Here is a 15,232-nt window from a genome sequence, read left to right as displayed (position 1 = left end):
ATCCTCTTTTTATCAAATCAAGCATGTTTTTTAGCAAAATCTTTCATAAATTCACTTAACTTTTGAACCTTTTCAATGCTGATAGAATTATAAATACTAGCGCGAATTCCACCTAAAATTTTATGCCCCTTAAGACCTATCATACCATTTTCTTCAGCTTCTTTTACAAAAACTGGTTCTAAGTTTTTATCACAAGCTATATTAAAACTAACATTCATTAATGATCTATCCTCTTTTTTGGCATGACCTTTATAAAAACCATTACTCTCATCAATTACATCGTATAAAATTTTAGCCTTTTGTATGTTTTGCTCATTGATTTTATCTAAGCCGCCTTGATTTAAAAGCCATTTCATTTCAAGATTAAGCATATATATAGCAAAGGTTGCAGGTGTATTAAATAAAGAACTATTTTCAGCATAAACACTGTATTTTAGCATACTAGGTATATTTTTGTTTTTACTACGCTCTATCATATCTTTGCGGATAAATGCACAAGCAAGTCCTGAAATTCCTGCATTTTTTTGCACTCCACCAAAAAGCATAGCAACATTAGAAAAATCTATCTTTTTAGAGAAAAAATCACTAGAAGCATCAATTATCAAAGGACTTTTAGTCTTTGGATAGCTTTTATACTGAGTTCCATAAATGGTATTATTAGAGCATATATAAGCATAATCTGCATTATCGCTAAATTCAAATTGTGGAATATGATCAAACTCACTTTCTTGGCTACTTGCTACTATTTTTGTATTTACTCCTAAAATTTCAGCCTCTTTAATAGCCTTTTTAGTCCAAACACCAGTATTAGCAAATTCACAAACTCCACCCATATATAAATTCATAGGTACCATAGCAAATTGCAAACTAGCCCCACCTTGCATTAAAAGCACTTCATAATCATCATTTACACCATAAAGCTCTTTTGCCATTTTAATAGCTTCAAAATGCACTTCTTCAAAAACCTTTCCACGATGAGAAACTTCCATAATAGAAAAACCTTTGCCATGATAATCAAACAAATGCTCCTGCGCCTCTTTTAAAACCTCATCAGGCAGATTTGAAGGACCTGCACTAAAATTCATTACTCTCATTTTATCTCCTTTTTATAGTATTTGGGCTTCTTTGCTCTCATTTATTGAGTAAAGTTTTATAATATCTCCTTTTTTTAGTTTTTCAAGAGAGATATTTTTGCCATCTTTTTGTAAATTTATCAAATTTTTACTTTTATCAAAGAAATTTTTATGTTGAGTTAAAAGTTCCTCAAAATTATCAAGCTTATTTTCATAATTTAATAATTTTAAATTTAAAACACTCTTTAGTTGGCTTTGTAAAAATTCAAGCTTTTGTTTTCTAAGAAAAAAAGCATTTTCTAAAGACTTAGCTTTGGCTAAATTTTGCAAATGATCGATTTTATTTTGATAAAACTTAATATGATTTAACATTTGGTTTTTAAAACGCATAACAAGTTCATCAAGTCCTTGTTCTAAGCTTAGTTTATTTGGAAAAATCATATCAATAGCCGCACTTGGAGTTGGTGCTCTTAAATCTGCTACAAAATCACTAATAACATAATCAATCTCATGTCCAATAGCAGAAACAATAGGCGTTTTTAAAGAAAAAATACATCTTGCAAGTTCTTCATCATTAAAACAAAACAAATCTTCTCTACTTCCGCCACCTCTTGCTAAAATAATCGCATCTAAATTATACTCATCAGCTTTTTTTAAAGCATTTATCAAAGAATTTGAAGCGCTTTGTCCTTGAGTGAGTGCATTAAAAATAGTTATTTTACAAAGATTGTATTTCTTTTGTGAAATTAGCTTTAGCATATCTTGCAAAGCTGCTGAAGTAAAAGAAGTGATTATGCCTATTTTTTTAGGAAATTTAACAATGCTTTTTTTAGCATTTGTATCAAACAAACCTTCTTTTTCAAGCTTTTCTTTTAGAGCTAAAAATTTAGCTTCTAAATCCCCAAGGCTTGTTTTTTGCATACTTTTAGCGATAAATTGATACCTACCACTTGCTTCATATAAACTCACATAACCTCTAAGATCAAGCATATCACCAACCTTAGGTTTAGCTTGAACAAATTGATTAAAGCCTTTAAACATCACGCAAGCTATGCTTGATTTTTCATCTTTTAAATCAAAATACCAATGTCCTGAACTATGGATGGTAATTTTAGAAATTTCTCCACTAAGCTCTATATCATCAAGATGAAATTCTAACAAACTTTTAGCTTTTAGATTAAGTTCTGAAACTTTCATTTTTTTCTTGCAATAAACATAGAACAAACACCAAAACTAAAGCTTTTATACTCTAGCATTTCAAAATGCCCACTCAATTCTTTGATAAATTCTTCTTTACTTAAAAAATCTTCTATAGAATTTGGTAAATACTCATAAGCGCTATAATTTTTACTGATAAATCCACCCACTTTTGGCAAAATATTTTTTAAGTAAAAATCTCTACAAGCAGCTATAAAACCACCCTGCTCTCTTTTGGTAAATTCAAGCACAAGTAAAATCCCATCCTTTTTTAACACTCTTGCAAATTCTTTTATAGCTTCTTTTCTATCTACCACATTGCGTATGCCATAACTTATACTTATGATGTCTGCACTTTCATTTTCAAGTGGAAGCTCTTGTGCTTTTGCTTGTACAAAAGTCGCATCAGGAATTTTTTTCCTAGCCATTTCAAGCATACCCGCACTTGGATCAACCCCTTTTATGCTAATGATATTTTTATTTGCCCTTAAGGCTTGATTTTGCCATTCTATAATCATATCGCCCGTGCCACAAGCTACATCGATAATATCAAGTTCATTATTAGAAAATTTAAAAACATCCAAACAAGCTTTTTTTCTCCAACTCACATCACTTCCAAAACTTAAAATTCTATTAGCCTTATCATAAGTTGGTGCTATATCATCAAACATTTTAACTATTTTTTCTTGTTTTTGCATGTTTTTCCTAACTATATATTTTTAATTTTTTGATGCTTTTTTCAATTTGTTTTATTATATTTTCATCATAAGAATTTTGATCTAAATGCTTATATTTAAAATAATTTTTCAACTTTTTAATGCTTTTTTCTTCAAACATAGTTGCAAAATAGCATAATAAAAATTTTATTTTTTCTAATTCTTCTTCAAGATTTGTTTGAGATTTTACAATTTTTTTCTTTAAAAAAACTAATTCTTTTCTTAGTTTAAAAGCTATTAAAGACTTTAAAATTTGATTTTTTCCTTGATAAAATTCATAATCATTCTTTAAAATAAAATCCATATCAAGAAAAATATCATTAATTTTTTCATCGCTTAAAATAAAAATATATTTTTCTAATTCAAACTCATGGTATTTTTTCATATTGATTTGATTTATCAAAAATGAAAATTGTTGTTTTAGCTTATTTTGAATATTTTTTTCAAAAAGAGAATCAAAAACATCAAGACAAAAATAAATTTGCTTAAAGCTTATAAAACATTGTTCCAAGTTTTTTTCACTTGAATTTTTTAAAAAATTTAATCTGTCATTTTTTAAGTTTTTTAAAAGAACGAAAAGTAAAATTTTACCAGCTGAAAAACTTTGAATTTGATTTGAAAAATGCAAGTTAATATCTTTTTGTTTATCTAAAATTTTAATACATCTAGCACTATCAAAAACTTTAGAAAGATCCCCATATAATGCTAATTTTTTACTATAAAAATTCTCATCATCTGTAATTTCTTTATAATTTTTAAAAAAATGAGGTAAATCAAACCGCTTTGCTTCTTCAACGGTGGAAAAAATCACTTTTAAAATGACCAAATTTTTTAAATTGTTTTTAAATTTATAAAGGAAAAATTGGGTATTATCAATCTCAAAACTAATTCTTGTTTTTTTTATTATATTGGCTATAGCATTTTTACTTTTTTGATGTTTAAATTCTTTTTTAGATATTTTATGAGTTTTTTTATCTAAAATATCATGTAATTTATAAAATGTAAATTGATAATAATCTTGATTGATTTTTTTATATTTGATATCACAAAAAGGATTTATACGTGTAAAAAATACACGTATTTTATCCTTAGAATAAGCAAGTTTTTCTTCTTTTAAAATTTTGATAAAATCATCGTTTTCAATTAAAAAGCGTCTTTGTACTTCACAAATCATTTTACTTGCAAAATTTACAACCATTCACATAAGCAAACACGCCAAGATAGTCAATAATATTACCAATCTTTTTCTCAAGATCTTCTTGGTATTTGTTAATCCCGCTATCTTCATAGCGCACATCTTCTATGTGATTGCATTTACTGCAAATTACATGAATATGTGGATATTCATAAATATCATAACAAGTTTTTTGATTTGGAGTATTAATTTCTACTACCAAACCTTGTTCTTTTAAGGTATTTAAATTTTTATATACCGTAGCTAATGAGATAGAAGGATATTCTTCTTTAATACTTTCATACAAAGATTCTATATTAGGATGCTCGTGGCGTTTTAAAATTTTTAAAATACAAAGTCTTTGTGGAGTAGCTTTTAAATCACAGTTTTTAAGCATTTGAATAAGTTCCATAGTCTATTCTCCAAATATTTTTACTTATAGTATAACTCTTTTTTTATAAAAAAATGATTATATTAAAAGATATTTTTTATCTTTTAATAAATTTTAATTTTTTGACACAATGAATCAATATTAAGCTCTAAAAATTTTTCCACTTCACTTGTTTTGCCATGGACTATAAATTGATCTTCAAATTCAAAACTTACTAGTTTTATATGATAAAGATTTTCTTTTTGTAAAAAATTTGCAATCAAACTTCCCACTCCACCTATTTTAGCACTATCTGAAAAAACAAACCAAGTTTTTGTATCTTTTGCCAACTCTTTTAAAAGCTCTTCATCTAAAGGCTTTGCAAAAATCAAATCTATTAAGCTCGCATAATCTAGTCCAAGTTTATCTAAAGCTAATTTTGCCTTAGCCACACCTTGACCAAAACCTAAAAATACTTTATCGCTTTGTACTTTAGATAAAATTTGAGCTTTAGCAAGTTTTATCTCACATGGATTAAAATCATCATTTAATAAAAAATTACCCCTAGGATAGCGAAAAGCAAAAACTCCTTGATGAAAATATGCATATTCCATAATATTTTCCATCATAGCCTCATCTCTTGGAGCTGCTAGAGTAATATTTGGTATAGCACTTAAAAAGCTAACATCAAAAACACCTTGATGAGTTTCTCCATCTTCTCCTACAATTCCTGCTCTATCCATAGCTATAACTACATTTAAATTCATAATAGCACAATCATGAATTACTTGATCATAAGCTCTTTGCATAAAAGTGCTATAAATTGCTATAAAAGGTTTAAAACCTTCTTTTGCCATAGCAGCCATAGAAGTAACTGCATGTTGTTCTGCAATTGCGACATCCCAAAAACGTTCAGGATATTTTTCTATTAATTTATCAAGTCCAGTACCACTTGGCATAGCAGCAGTTACACCCACTATATTTTCATATTTTTGAGCTAAATTCAATAGGGTATTTGAAAAAATTTCTGTGGCGCTTTTTTTACTTATATTTGCCTTTAAACTCTCCCCGCTACTTCTATCAAAAGCACCTACTCCATGCCATTTAGCATTTTTTCCCTCAGCTAATACATAACCTTTACCTTTGATAGTTTGCGCATGCACAACGCAAGGTTTTTTCATAGCTTTTGCTTGATTGAGCGCATTAATAACCTCATTTAAATTATGTCCATCAATGGGACCAATATACTCAAGCCCTAATTCTTCAAACAAAAGTCCAGGTGTGATAAGCCTTAAGCCTTCTTCAAAACGCTTTGCCATATAAGAAGCGCCTTGAGGAAAGTACTCTAAAAGATTTTCTATGCGTTTTTTAAATTTTTGATAAAACTGCGTTGCCATTGCCTGAGAAAGGTATTTTGAAATAGCTCCAATTGGCCTTGAAATACTCATTTCATTATCATTTAAAATGATCACACAAGGGTATTCTCTATCACCAAGCTCATTTAAAGCTTCATAAGCCATACCTGCACTTAGCGCTCCATCGCCTATTAATACAACAGGCAAACGATCTTCATCTTTTAATCTTATAGCCTTGCAAGCTCCAACTGCTAAAGATATAGAAGTGCTTGAATGTCCTGCTACAAAATAATCTCCCTCATCAGGCTTTGTATAACCACTTAAACCATTAAACTGTCTTAGAGTATGAAAATTATTTATTTTACCACTTAAAAGCTTGTGTGGATAAGATTGGTGTGAAACATCAAAAATAAAAGGATCTTTTTTTACATCAAAAACATAATGCATGGCTATACTAAGTTCAACTACACCTAAATTTGAACTTAAATGTCCACCATTTTTACTCACTGTGTCTATAATAACTTCACGCAAATTGTTAGCTAAATTTTCTAACTCTTTAATTTGCATATTTTTAATATTTAAGTTATTTAAGTCTATCATTCATTAACCATATTTTTTATTTTTTGCAAACGATTATTAAGGTTTGATTCTATATTACCTGCATCACTTAATATTAAAATACTCCCCTTATTAATCGCATCATCAAGACTAAATTTGATATTACTTTGCTCTTGTTCTAAATGTGATTTTACATATTCAAAATCATCAGGGCTAAGTTTTAATTCTATTTTAGTAGCATTTTTAAGCTCATTCATAAGCTCTTTTGCTAAATTTAATGCTATAAGTGAGGAATTTTCCTCAAGTTCTTTTGCAATCACTTCTTTTGCGATAATTACAGCTGTATCGGCTAATTCTTTTTCATTTTTAGATAAAAACTCATTTAAATTTTGCACTGTATTTTCAAGTTTTTCTACACTTTTTAAGTATTTTTCTTTTAAAGCTTCTAATTCACTTTCAAAATTTTTTTGAGCTTGCTCATAACCTTCTTTGGTAAATTTTTCTTTTGCATGTTCTAATTCTGTATTTAAGCGATTGTTAAATTCAGCCTCTTGGCTTTCTATTTGCATTTGTAATTTAATAATATTTCCTGACATTTCATCAGTTTTTTTAAGCAAATCTTCTACAAAATCAGGTTGGATTTGTGGTTGTGGGGCTTGTGGGGCAGTTTCTACTGTTTGATTTTCCACTGCTTGCTGAGTAGCATTTTGAGCCAGAGGAGTTTGATTTATAGTTTGAGTTTCTTCTTGTTTTTGCTCTTCATTAGAAGACATTTCACTCATAACTTTAAAATGATATCCCTCAACTACATGAGCAGAAATGTTTTCAGGTGAAATTACATTAGTTAATTTAGCCATAATCTTACTCTATCATCTCATCGGCCTCACCCACTTGGATAAGACCTTGTTCTGCAAGTTTTTGCACCACTTCTACAACTTTTCTTTGAGCCTCTTCAACATCTTTTACACGTACAGCACCCAAAAAGCCCATTTCTTCTACAAAAGCTTCAGCAGCACGCGTTGACATATTTGCCATAAATTTTTGTTTTAAATCCTCGCTTGCACCCTTTAAACCTATCATCAAATCGCGTTTATCAGCAGCTTTTAAAACTTCTCTAATCGCATTAGTACTAAGCTGAGAAATATCATCAAAAGTAAACATTAAATCTTTAATGGTTGTAGCAAGTTTTTCATCACTTTGCTCAATATAAGAAAGTGTTGTTTTGGATGCTTTTTGACCCAAGCGATTAAGCACTTCAGCAACCGCTCTTGGACCACCCACTTCAACTTTATAAGAAGTAAGACTTTCAAGTTTACTTTCAAGCACAGCAGATACTCTTTTGATAATTGAAGGTGAAATATCCCCAAGATTTGCCATTCTTATTACAACCTCAGCCCTTAACTCATCGCTAAAATATTCCAAAGTTTCAGCAGCTTGAGTAGTATCCATATGAGCTAAAATCAAAGCTATAGTTTGCGGGTGTTCTTTAATGATAAAGTCAGCAAGCTGTTGTGGTTTGATTTGAGAAAGATAAGCAAAATTTTGATTATTTTCCATACTTTTGGTAAGTTTTTCCAAAATTTTATTGGCAATTTCAGGACCAAAAGTTCTAAATAAAATTTCTTTTGCATATTCCAAACCACCACTTTTTAGATACTGGTTTGATTGTAATAAAGTATAAAATTCCTCAAGCACTGCAGTAGCAACTGGTTTGTCAACATTTTTTGCTAAAGCAATATAGCGAGAAATTTCAGTGATGACATTAATATCCATATGGGAAAATAAAACTGTTGTTACATCTTCTCCAAGTTGAATTAAAAAAATTGCGACCTTTTCTGGCATAGAAAGGTCATCATAGACCATTTTTTGTTCTTCACTAAGCTTTATCATCAGATATCCTTCTCACCAAATTCAGCTTCATTTTCAACAAGTTTTTGTAACAATAATGCCACTTCTTCACCTTTTTCATTAGCCACTGCTCTTAATTTTTCAAGTAAAACATCATATTGAAGCGCATCTTCATCAAAATTATCTCCAAAGCCAAGTTGTTCTTCAACTTTCTTACGCGCAGCATTGAATTTTTCAATAGCATCTTCAGCATCATCAATAACTTGTCCATCTTTACCTTCCATCTCTTCTTCAAGCTTAATATCTGCAAGCATTTTTTGTGAAAATGGCACAATAACCTTTTTATAAAAGATGAAAAGTAAAATCGCAGCAAAGACATACTTAACAGGTGGAATAAATGGTTCAATAAATCTTGAATAGAAAGTTTGAACCTTATTTTCAACTTTAACTGTTCTATGAAATTCCAAATTATTTACTTCAACCGCATCACCTCTAGCAAGATTAAAACCTATAGCGCCTTTAGTGAGATTTTCGATAGCTTGAATTTCTTTATCACTCAAAGGAATGTATTCGTTTGTGATATTTCCTTGATCATCGGTAATTACTTTGTATTTTCCATCTACTACAACGGCTGCAGAAATTCTTTTAACGGTTGCAAATTGCTTCGTGGTATTGGTGATTTTTTTAGAAATTTCATTATTAGTTGTGGTTTGATTTTTAGTATAAACCTCACGCGCGCCTTTATCATCTAAGCCTTCTACAGGACCGATGTTTGAAACAGCGCCTGGTACACCTTGAATTTCTTTATCTTTATAGCCTTCTCTATGTTCTTCTAAGGTTTGCTCACTACGCACGACTGTGTTTGGATCATACACTTCACTTTGTGATTCTTCTTTAGAAAAATCATAATCAATACTAACCTTTGCTACTACCCTATCATAACCACCTGCAAATGGAGCAATGGAAGCAACAATTTTTTGCTCTAATTCGTATTCTTGATCTCTTTTATATTTAATTTGAGCAGCAATTAAATCACTCTCAAAAGCACCCTCATCATCTAAAGGAATACCTTTTTGATCCATGATTTTTACATTTTCAGGGGTAAGTTTTGTTACTGAAGAAGCAATTAAGTTTTTAATCCCCATAATTTGCTTTTTATTAAGCTTTAAACCATCTTTTATCGTCAAAGCTACTGAAGCAGTTGGTGGGACTTGTTGTTGAGTAAAAAGCGTATCTTTAGCAAAAGCAATATGCACTGTGGCGCTATGGATAGGCTCTAAACTTTCAATCGTTCTAGCAAGCTCACCTTCTAATGCTCTTTGATATTTTACCTTTTGTTCAGCTTCTGTAGCTCCAAATTCTTGTTTATCAAAAAGCTCAAAACCTACTTTATTATCTTTTGGCAATAACCCTGCTGAAGCGATAGCTAAACGCTGTTTATATACTTGTTCATTAGGTACTAAAATAGTTCCCTCATCACGCAAAATATAAGGAACTCCACTTTTTTCAAGCTGCGTTACTATCATCGCTGAGTCGCTAGTATTAGCATTTTCAAATAATACTGAATATCCAGCCTCACTAGCTACTGTAGAACCACTTCTAAAAAGGGTTAAAAATACTAAAAATCCAACTACAACAACAATAGAAGCAGCAATGATAATACGCTGTCTTAAACTTAAATTTTGATAAAGCTGACCTACTTGGTGCAGTATAGTTTTATAATCCATTTATTTCCTACAAACTAAAAATTTTTAGAAAACTCTTCAAAAAACCTTGAATTTTCATACTCTGTACCTATACTTATACGCACAGCATTTAAACCATAACTTTGTAAATTTCTTATTATTATACCGTTTTTAAGCAGTTTTTCAGATAAATCTGTGCTATTTTTTTCATCAAAAAAATAAGTAATAAAATTTGTATAGCTTGGAATGTATCGAATTTTATAATTTTTAGCAAAATCTTCATAAAGTTTCATTTGCGAAAAATTATTTTCCAAAGTTTTTTGCACAAACTCATCATCATCTAACGCAGCAACAGCAGCTTTTAAACTCAAATTAGTCACATTAAAAGGTGCTCTTAATTTATAAAACGCATTAATAATTTCCTTGCAAGCTATACCATAACCCACTCTCATACCACCCAAACCATAAAGCTTAGAAAAGGTTCCTAGATATACTGCATTTTGAAATTTATGGATTAATTCTTTAGGGTTGATATGTTTTTTGCTATCTTTAAATGAAGCAAATTCATTATAAGCTCCATCAATGGCTACCAAACAATCCTCATCAATTTTTTCTAAAAACTCAAAAACCTCACTTGCGTCTAAACACTCACCTAAAGGATTATTAGGCAAGCATAAAAAGATTACTTTGATTTCATTTTTATGCTTTTGATATAACTCATACAACTCATTTAAATCATGGGTTAAGCTTGGGGTTTTATAAACCTTAACTCCTAGTTGTTTTGCATAAATTTCATACATAGCAAAGCTAACCCCGCATTGTAAATAAGCCTTAGAATGATCAAGTTTTGCATGCACTATATATTCTATGATTTGATCACTCCCGCTACCTATGATGAGATTTTCTTTTAAAATATCATATTTTTGCGCTAAAGCTTGTTTTAATTCACTCATAGTATCATCAGGATATAAATGGGCTAAATGCGCATTATTTATAATGGCTTCTTTAGCTTTTTTGCTTGTACCATAAGGATTTTCATTACTCGCTAGTTTAATAACTTCTTTTAAACCATATTTTTTAGCAATTAAATCCATATCCTTGCCACTTTCATAAGTTTTAATAGCTTCTAAAAAAGGATTAAATTTCATTACTTTCTCCTGATAAATACGATCCAAGCCATTTTATATGCTCAGCTTTTTTTAATACTCTTTGGACATTTTCATCATCAATATGTCCTTCAAAATCTATATAAAAACTATGTACAAATTCTCTTGTTTTTATAGGGCGTGATTCAAGTTTTGTTAAATTTATCCCCTCTTTTTTAAACTCATATAATAAATCACTAAGCCCACCTGGTTTGTGTGCAGCAAGTGCTAAGATAGAAGTTTTACAATGAGGCATTTGAGGTATTTTTATATCACTTAAAATCAAAAACCTAGTACGATTTGCCAAATTATCCTCAATCGTTTCAAATAATATAGGCACATTATAAAGTTTTGCTGCAATCTTAGAGCAAATCGCAGCTGAAGTAACATCTTGCGAAGCTAAGTAAGCCGCATGAGCTGTGGATTTGCTTGCTACAAATTCTACTTCACTTAAATCATGACTTTCTAAAAAATTTCTACATTGATTATAGCCTTGTGGATGAGAATATATGCGTTTAATATCTTTTAAATTTTCACTCATGCTTACAAAAGAATGATGAATATCCATATAAATTTCAGCAAAAATTTTTACATCTTCATATTTTCCAAGACAATCAAGCGTCACACCCACTGCACCTGCTGTATTATTTTCTATAGGTACTACTCCATATTTTGCTTCTTTGTGAGCTAATTCTTTAAAAACATCTTCTATATTTGCAAGTGGAGTATAACGACTCATAGCACCAAAACGCGTTCTTGCTACTTGATGTGTATAGCTTCCCTCAGGGCCTAAATAAGCTATACTTTGAGGCATTTCTAAATTTCTTGATACAGCAAAAATTTCTTGATAAATTGCTTCGATTGCATTTTGATCTAATAAACCATGATTATAATTTTTAAGTCTATTTATAATAGCTCTTTCGCGCTCAGGTCTATAAATACTCCCACCTAAATTTTGCTTAATAACTCCTATATCTTTAACATGAAGCATTCTTTCATTAAGTAAAGCCAAAATTTTATCATCGATAGTATCGATTTTATTGCGTAATTTTTCTATCTCTTTCATTTAAACCTCGATATGTAGTAATCCTTAATACTATCATATACAAAATTAAGTTTAGTTGTATCAAGACCTTGAATGTTAGAAATTTTACCGCTTAAAACTAAGGCTGTTTGCATGCCAAGTTCATAGGCACCAAGCAAATCACCTTTAAAATCATCACTAATGATTAAAGTATTTTCAAAACTCACATTACAATCTTGCTGTTTTAATAAATTTAAAGCACTTTCATAAAAAGCCTTACTAGGTTTTCCTATCACTTTATAATCAAACTCGCATGCATTTTTAAGCATAGACATAATACTTCCAACACCTGGATAAAGCCTTGAGTTTTTCTTATAAATACTACTTTCATGCATTGCTATAGCTTGCACGCCATCTTTAATATACTCTATCATATTAGCAAAATCTTGAAATTTAAAATCATCATAACTTGCTAGCAAAAATGCTTTTGGATTTTTATAATCAAGCTCATAACCTAACTCTTGAAGTGAATCTAAAAATTCTTTTGCTCCAAAAGCTGCTATTTTACAAGGCTTTAAATGATCTTTTAAAACACAAAAAGGATCAATATAAACTTTTTCATTAATTTCAAAACCCAAATTTTGCAAATAATTTAAAAAATCTAATTTTTTGGTATTATTAGTAATAATCACATAAGGAATTTTTTCTTTATTTAAAGATTTAATGAGTTCTAAAGCACCATTTATAGGACTTTTATCATAATCTGAAATCAAAGTTCCTTGCACATCTAAAAACAACATTTTAATCCTTTAAAAAATCAAGCTCTAAAGCAATTTGATCCTCATAACTTTCTCTTTTTCTAATCATTCTTACCTTGCCATTTTCACAAGCTAGCTCACATACTCTATTACGAGTATTGTAATTACTACTCATGCTAAAACCATATGCACCTGCGCTTTTAACTATGATCAAATCTCCTGCTTTTGTTTTAGCTAGCTTTCTATCTTTAGCTAAAAAATCTCCACTCTCACAAACCCCACCAACAATATCACAAAGGCTTTCTTCTTTATTTTCACTCAAAAGCTTGATTTCATGATAAGCACTATATAAACTTGGACGCAATAAATCATTCATCGCCCCATCAATAATCACAAAACGCTTTTTATCATTAAATTTTTCATATAAAACTTTAGTAACAAACTCGCCTGCATTTGCTACCAAAAACCTGCCAGGTTCCATACCTATACACACATCAAGACCTTGCAAACTTGCTAGAATTCCTTGAGCATAATCATATAAATTTGGCTCTTGTTCATCTTTATAACAAACTCCTAAACCCCCGCCTATATCAAAGAATTTAATATTAATTTTCAAAGCTAAAAGTTCTTTTACTAATTTTGCAACAATCGCTGAGGCCTCATGGATACTACTTATATCAAGAATTTGTGAACCTATGTGAAAATGCACTCCAACTGACTCTAAAAATTGTGAGTTTTTAGCATAAAGATACATTTTTTTAGCACTTTCTATATCTACGCCAAATTTATTTTCATGCAAACCTGTAGAAATATAAGGATGTGTTTTAGCATCTACATTTGGATTTACTCTTATGCTTATACGAGCTATCTTTTGATTTTCTTTAGCAATTTGTTCTAAAAGAAGCATTTCTTCATAGCTTTCTAAATTTACATAAAGTATGTTTTGCTCTAAAGCATATTTTAACTCATCAGCACTTTTACCTACCCCACTAAAAATAATTTTATAATTTTTAGCCCCTGCTTTTAAAGCTCTATAAATCTCACCTGCACTAACACAATCAAACCCACTATCTAAAGAAGCTAAAAGTTTTAAAACACTTAAATTAGAATTTGCTTTAACTGCATAAAAAATTTGTGATTTTCTTGCTTTAAAAGCATCTTTTAACATTGTAAAACGCTCTTTGATTTTATCAAAATCATAAATATAAAATGGTGTGCTGTATTCTTTTGCTAGTTTTAAATAATCCATAAAAACCTCACTTGTAGTTATTTGTGTTTAAAATAATAAAAACTTCCTATACTCATTAAAATAAATACTGGTAACATTATACCAAGCTCTGGAAGTAAAATTTCATTTTCACTCAATCTTGTTAACAAAAACAACAAGCCCCAAACTAAAAGTATGCACACAAAAAACACAAAAGCTAAAAGTGCGAGATTAAAAAATCTTGCTGTTAAAGGAAAATAATAATACACAATAAGCATTAAAAATGGCGCAAAAAATGGTGTAAGAACCAAAGAATACAAGCTTGTTCTAAGTGTATTAGTAGAAATATTTTGTTTTGCAAAAATTGCCATACTTTCTAGCGCGTCTAAAATAGAATAAGAAGGATTACTCTCTACTAAAGAAATTCTTTCTAAAATTTTTGGAGAAAAGTCTTCTAAACCTTTAATATTTTTAAATTCTTCTATACTTAAACCCTCTTTTGAAACAATCAAATTTTGTGGTACATTAGTAGCTTTAGCATCATTTAAATCCCAAGAATCTCCATTAAATTTAGCAGTTTTTGCATGGATTATACTTTGAATGTCTAAATTTTTTACATCAAAGATTTTTACATTATATAGGGTTTGAGAACTTGTTTTTTGTATATAAATAAATTTATCATTATATTTAATCAAAACTTCCCCACCCTCTCTATCTACAACGCCACGCTTAAGAATATTACTTTTATATTCATCTGCATAAGCAAAGGAGCTAAAATTAAGTCCTACATAAACACAACAAAAAAACATAGCCCATAAAAAAGGATAAAAAATCACTTGATTTTTACTTAAACCCAAAGCATATAAGCTAACAAATTCATTCGAGCGTATCATATTAAAAATACACAAAACCAAAGCAAGGACTATAGCTAAAGGTAGTATATAAGAAGCTGCTGAGCATGTTAAGAAAAATATATATAAAAGCTCTAAATTTGCACTTTTTGGCAGTCTATTGAAATTGAGCAAAAAATCAATCGCTACAAAGAAAAAAGTCAAAGAAAAAAATAAAATAAAAAATGATTTTAAATACAAAGATGAAATATAGCGAAAAAATATACTCATC

At 29.7% G+C, this 15,232-nt stretch carries 14 protein-coding genes; all 14 read right to left on the bottom strand.

Annotation, left to right across the window (positions count from 1 at the left end):
- Positions 1-17: 17 nt before the first annotated feature.
- The 14 genes from serC to L8V79_RS02230 all read right to left on the bottom strand — a co-directional run bounded on the left by serC (position 18) and on the right by L8V79_RS02230 (position 15,231).
- Positions 18-1,094: a phosphoserine transaminase gene (gene serC, locus L8V79_RS02295; RefSeq protein ID WP_263702342.1), complete on the bottom strand. Its 1,077-nt coding sequence runs from the start codon at positions 1,092-1,094 to the stop codon at positions 18-20.
- A 12-nt stretch (positions 1,095-1,106) separates the two neighbouring features.
- Entirely contained in the window at positions 1,107-2,270 is a 1,164-nt protein-coding gene (gene xseA, locus L8V79_RS02290; RefSeq protein WP_263702341.1) for an exodeoxyribonuclease VII large subunit, read from the bottom strand.
- Positions 2,267-2,968, bottom strand: a complete 702-nt coding sequence (gene ubiE / locus L8V79_RS02285) for a bifunctional demethylmenaquinone methyltransferase/2-methoxy-6-polyprenyl-1,4-benzoquinol methylase UbiE (RefSeq protein WP_263702340.1) — start codon at positions 2,966-2,968, stop codon at positions 2,267-2,269. Before ubiE ends, xseA begins: the two co-directional genes overlap by 4 nt.
- Before the next feature lie 7 nt (positions 2,969-2,975).
- Positions 2,976-4,160 carry a hypothetical protein gene (locus L8V79_RS02280; protein ID WP_263702339.1) on the bottom strand — a complete coding sequence of 395 codons (1,185 nt, stop codon included), beginning with the start codon at positions 4,158-4,160 and terminating at the stop codon, positions 2,976-2,978.
- A gap of 1 nt (position 4,161) precedes the next feature.
- Positions 4,162-4,572, bottom strand: coding sequence for a peroxide-responsive transcriptional repressor PerR (perR, locus tag L8V79_RS02275; RefSeq protein WP_263663926.1), 411 nt, complete (start codon positions 4,570-4,572; stop codon positions 4,162-4,164).
- An 83-nt stretch (positions 4,573-4,655) separates the two neighbouring features.
- Complete coding sequence (dxs, locus tag L8V79_RS02270; RefSeq protein ID WP_263702338.1) at positions 4,656-6,485, bottom strand: 1-deoxy-D-xylulose-5-phosphate synthase; 1,830 nt, start codon at positions 6,483-6,485, stop codon at positions 4,656-4,658.
- Positions 6,482-7,300 carry a flagellar assembly protein FliH gene (gene fliH, locus L8V79_RS02265; RefSeq protein ID WP_263702337.1) on the bottom strand — a complete coding sequence of 273 codons (819 nt, stop codon included), beginning with the start codon at positions 7,298-7,300 and terminating at the stop codon, positions 6,482-6,484. Before fliH ends, dxs begins: the two co-directional genes overlap by 4 nt.
- 4 nt (positions 7,301-7,304) lie before the next feature.
- Complete coding sequence (fliG, locus tag L8V79_RS02260; RefSeq protein WP_012662055.1) at positions 7,305-8,333, bottom strand: flagellar motor switch protein FliG; 1,029 nt, start codon at positions 8,331-8,333, stop codon at positions 7,305-7,307.
- Positions 8,333-10,018 (bottom strand): flagellar basal-body MS-ring/collar protein FliF, encoded by a 1,686-nt coding sequence (fliF, locus tag L8V79_RS02255; RefSeq protein WP_039619193.1) that lies wholly within the window; start codon positions 10,016-10,018, stop codon positions 8,333-8,335. The genes fliG and fliF overlap by 1 nt, the downstream gene beginning before the upstream one ends.
- A 14-nt stretch (positions 10,019-10,032) precedes the next feature.
- Complete coding sequence (hisC, locus tag L8V79_RS02250) at positions 10,033-11,124, bottom strand: histidinol-phosphate transaminase (protein WP_263702336.1); 1,092 nt, start codon at positions 11,122-11,124, stop codon at positions 10,033-10,035.
- Positions 11,114-12,187, bottom strand: coding sequence for a prephenate dehydratase (pheA, locus tag L8V79_RS02245; RefSeq protein ID WP_070255253.1), 1,074 nt, complete (start codon positions 12,185-12,187; stop codon positions 11,114-11,116). Before pheA ends, hisC begins: the two co-directional genes overlap by 11 nt.
- Positions 12,184-12,945 (bottom strand): HAD-IIA family hydrolase, encoded by a 762-nt coding sequence (locus tag L8V79_RS02240; protein WP_263702335.1) that lies wholly within the window; start codon positions 12,943-12,945, stop codon positions 12,184-12,186. Before L8V79_RS02240 ends, pheA begins: the two co-directional genes overlap by 4 nt.
- A 1-nt stretch (position 12,946) precedes the next feature.
- Entirely contained in the window at positions 12,947-14,152 is a 1,206-nt protein-coding gene (gene lysA / locus L8V79_RS02235) for a diaminopimelate decarboxylase (RefSeq protein ID WP_263702334.1), read from the bottom strand.
- Positions 14,153-14,169: 17 nt separating this feature from the next.
- Positions 14,170-15,231: an LptF/LptG family permease gene (locus tag L8V79_RS02230; RefSeq protein ID WP_263702333.1), complete on the bottom strand. Its 1,062-nt coding sequence runs from the start codon at positions 15,229-15,231 to the stop codon at positions 14,170-14,172.
- Between the last annotated feature and the right edge of the window lies 1 nt (position 15,232).

Source organism: Campylobacter sp. IFREMER_LSEM_CL2194, assembly GCF_025771685.1.
Taxonomy (GTDB): domain Bacteria; phylum Campylobacterota; class Campylobacteria; order Campylobacterales; family Campylobacteraceae; genus Campylobacter_D.
This window is presented reverse-complemented; position numbering and strand designations above follow the sequence as displayed.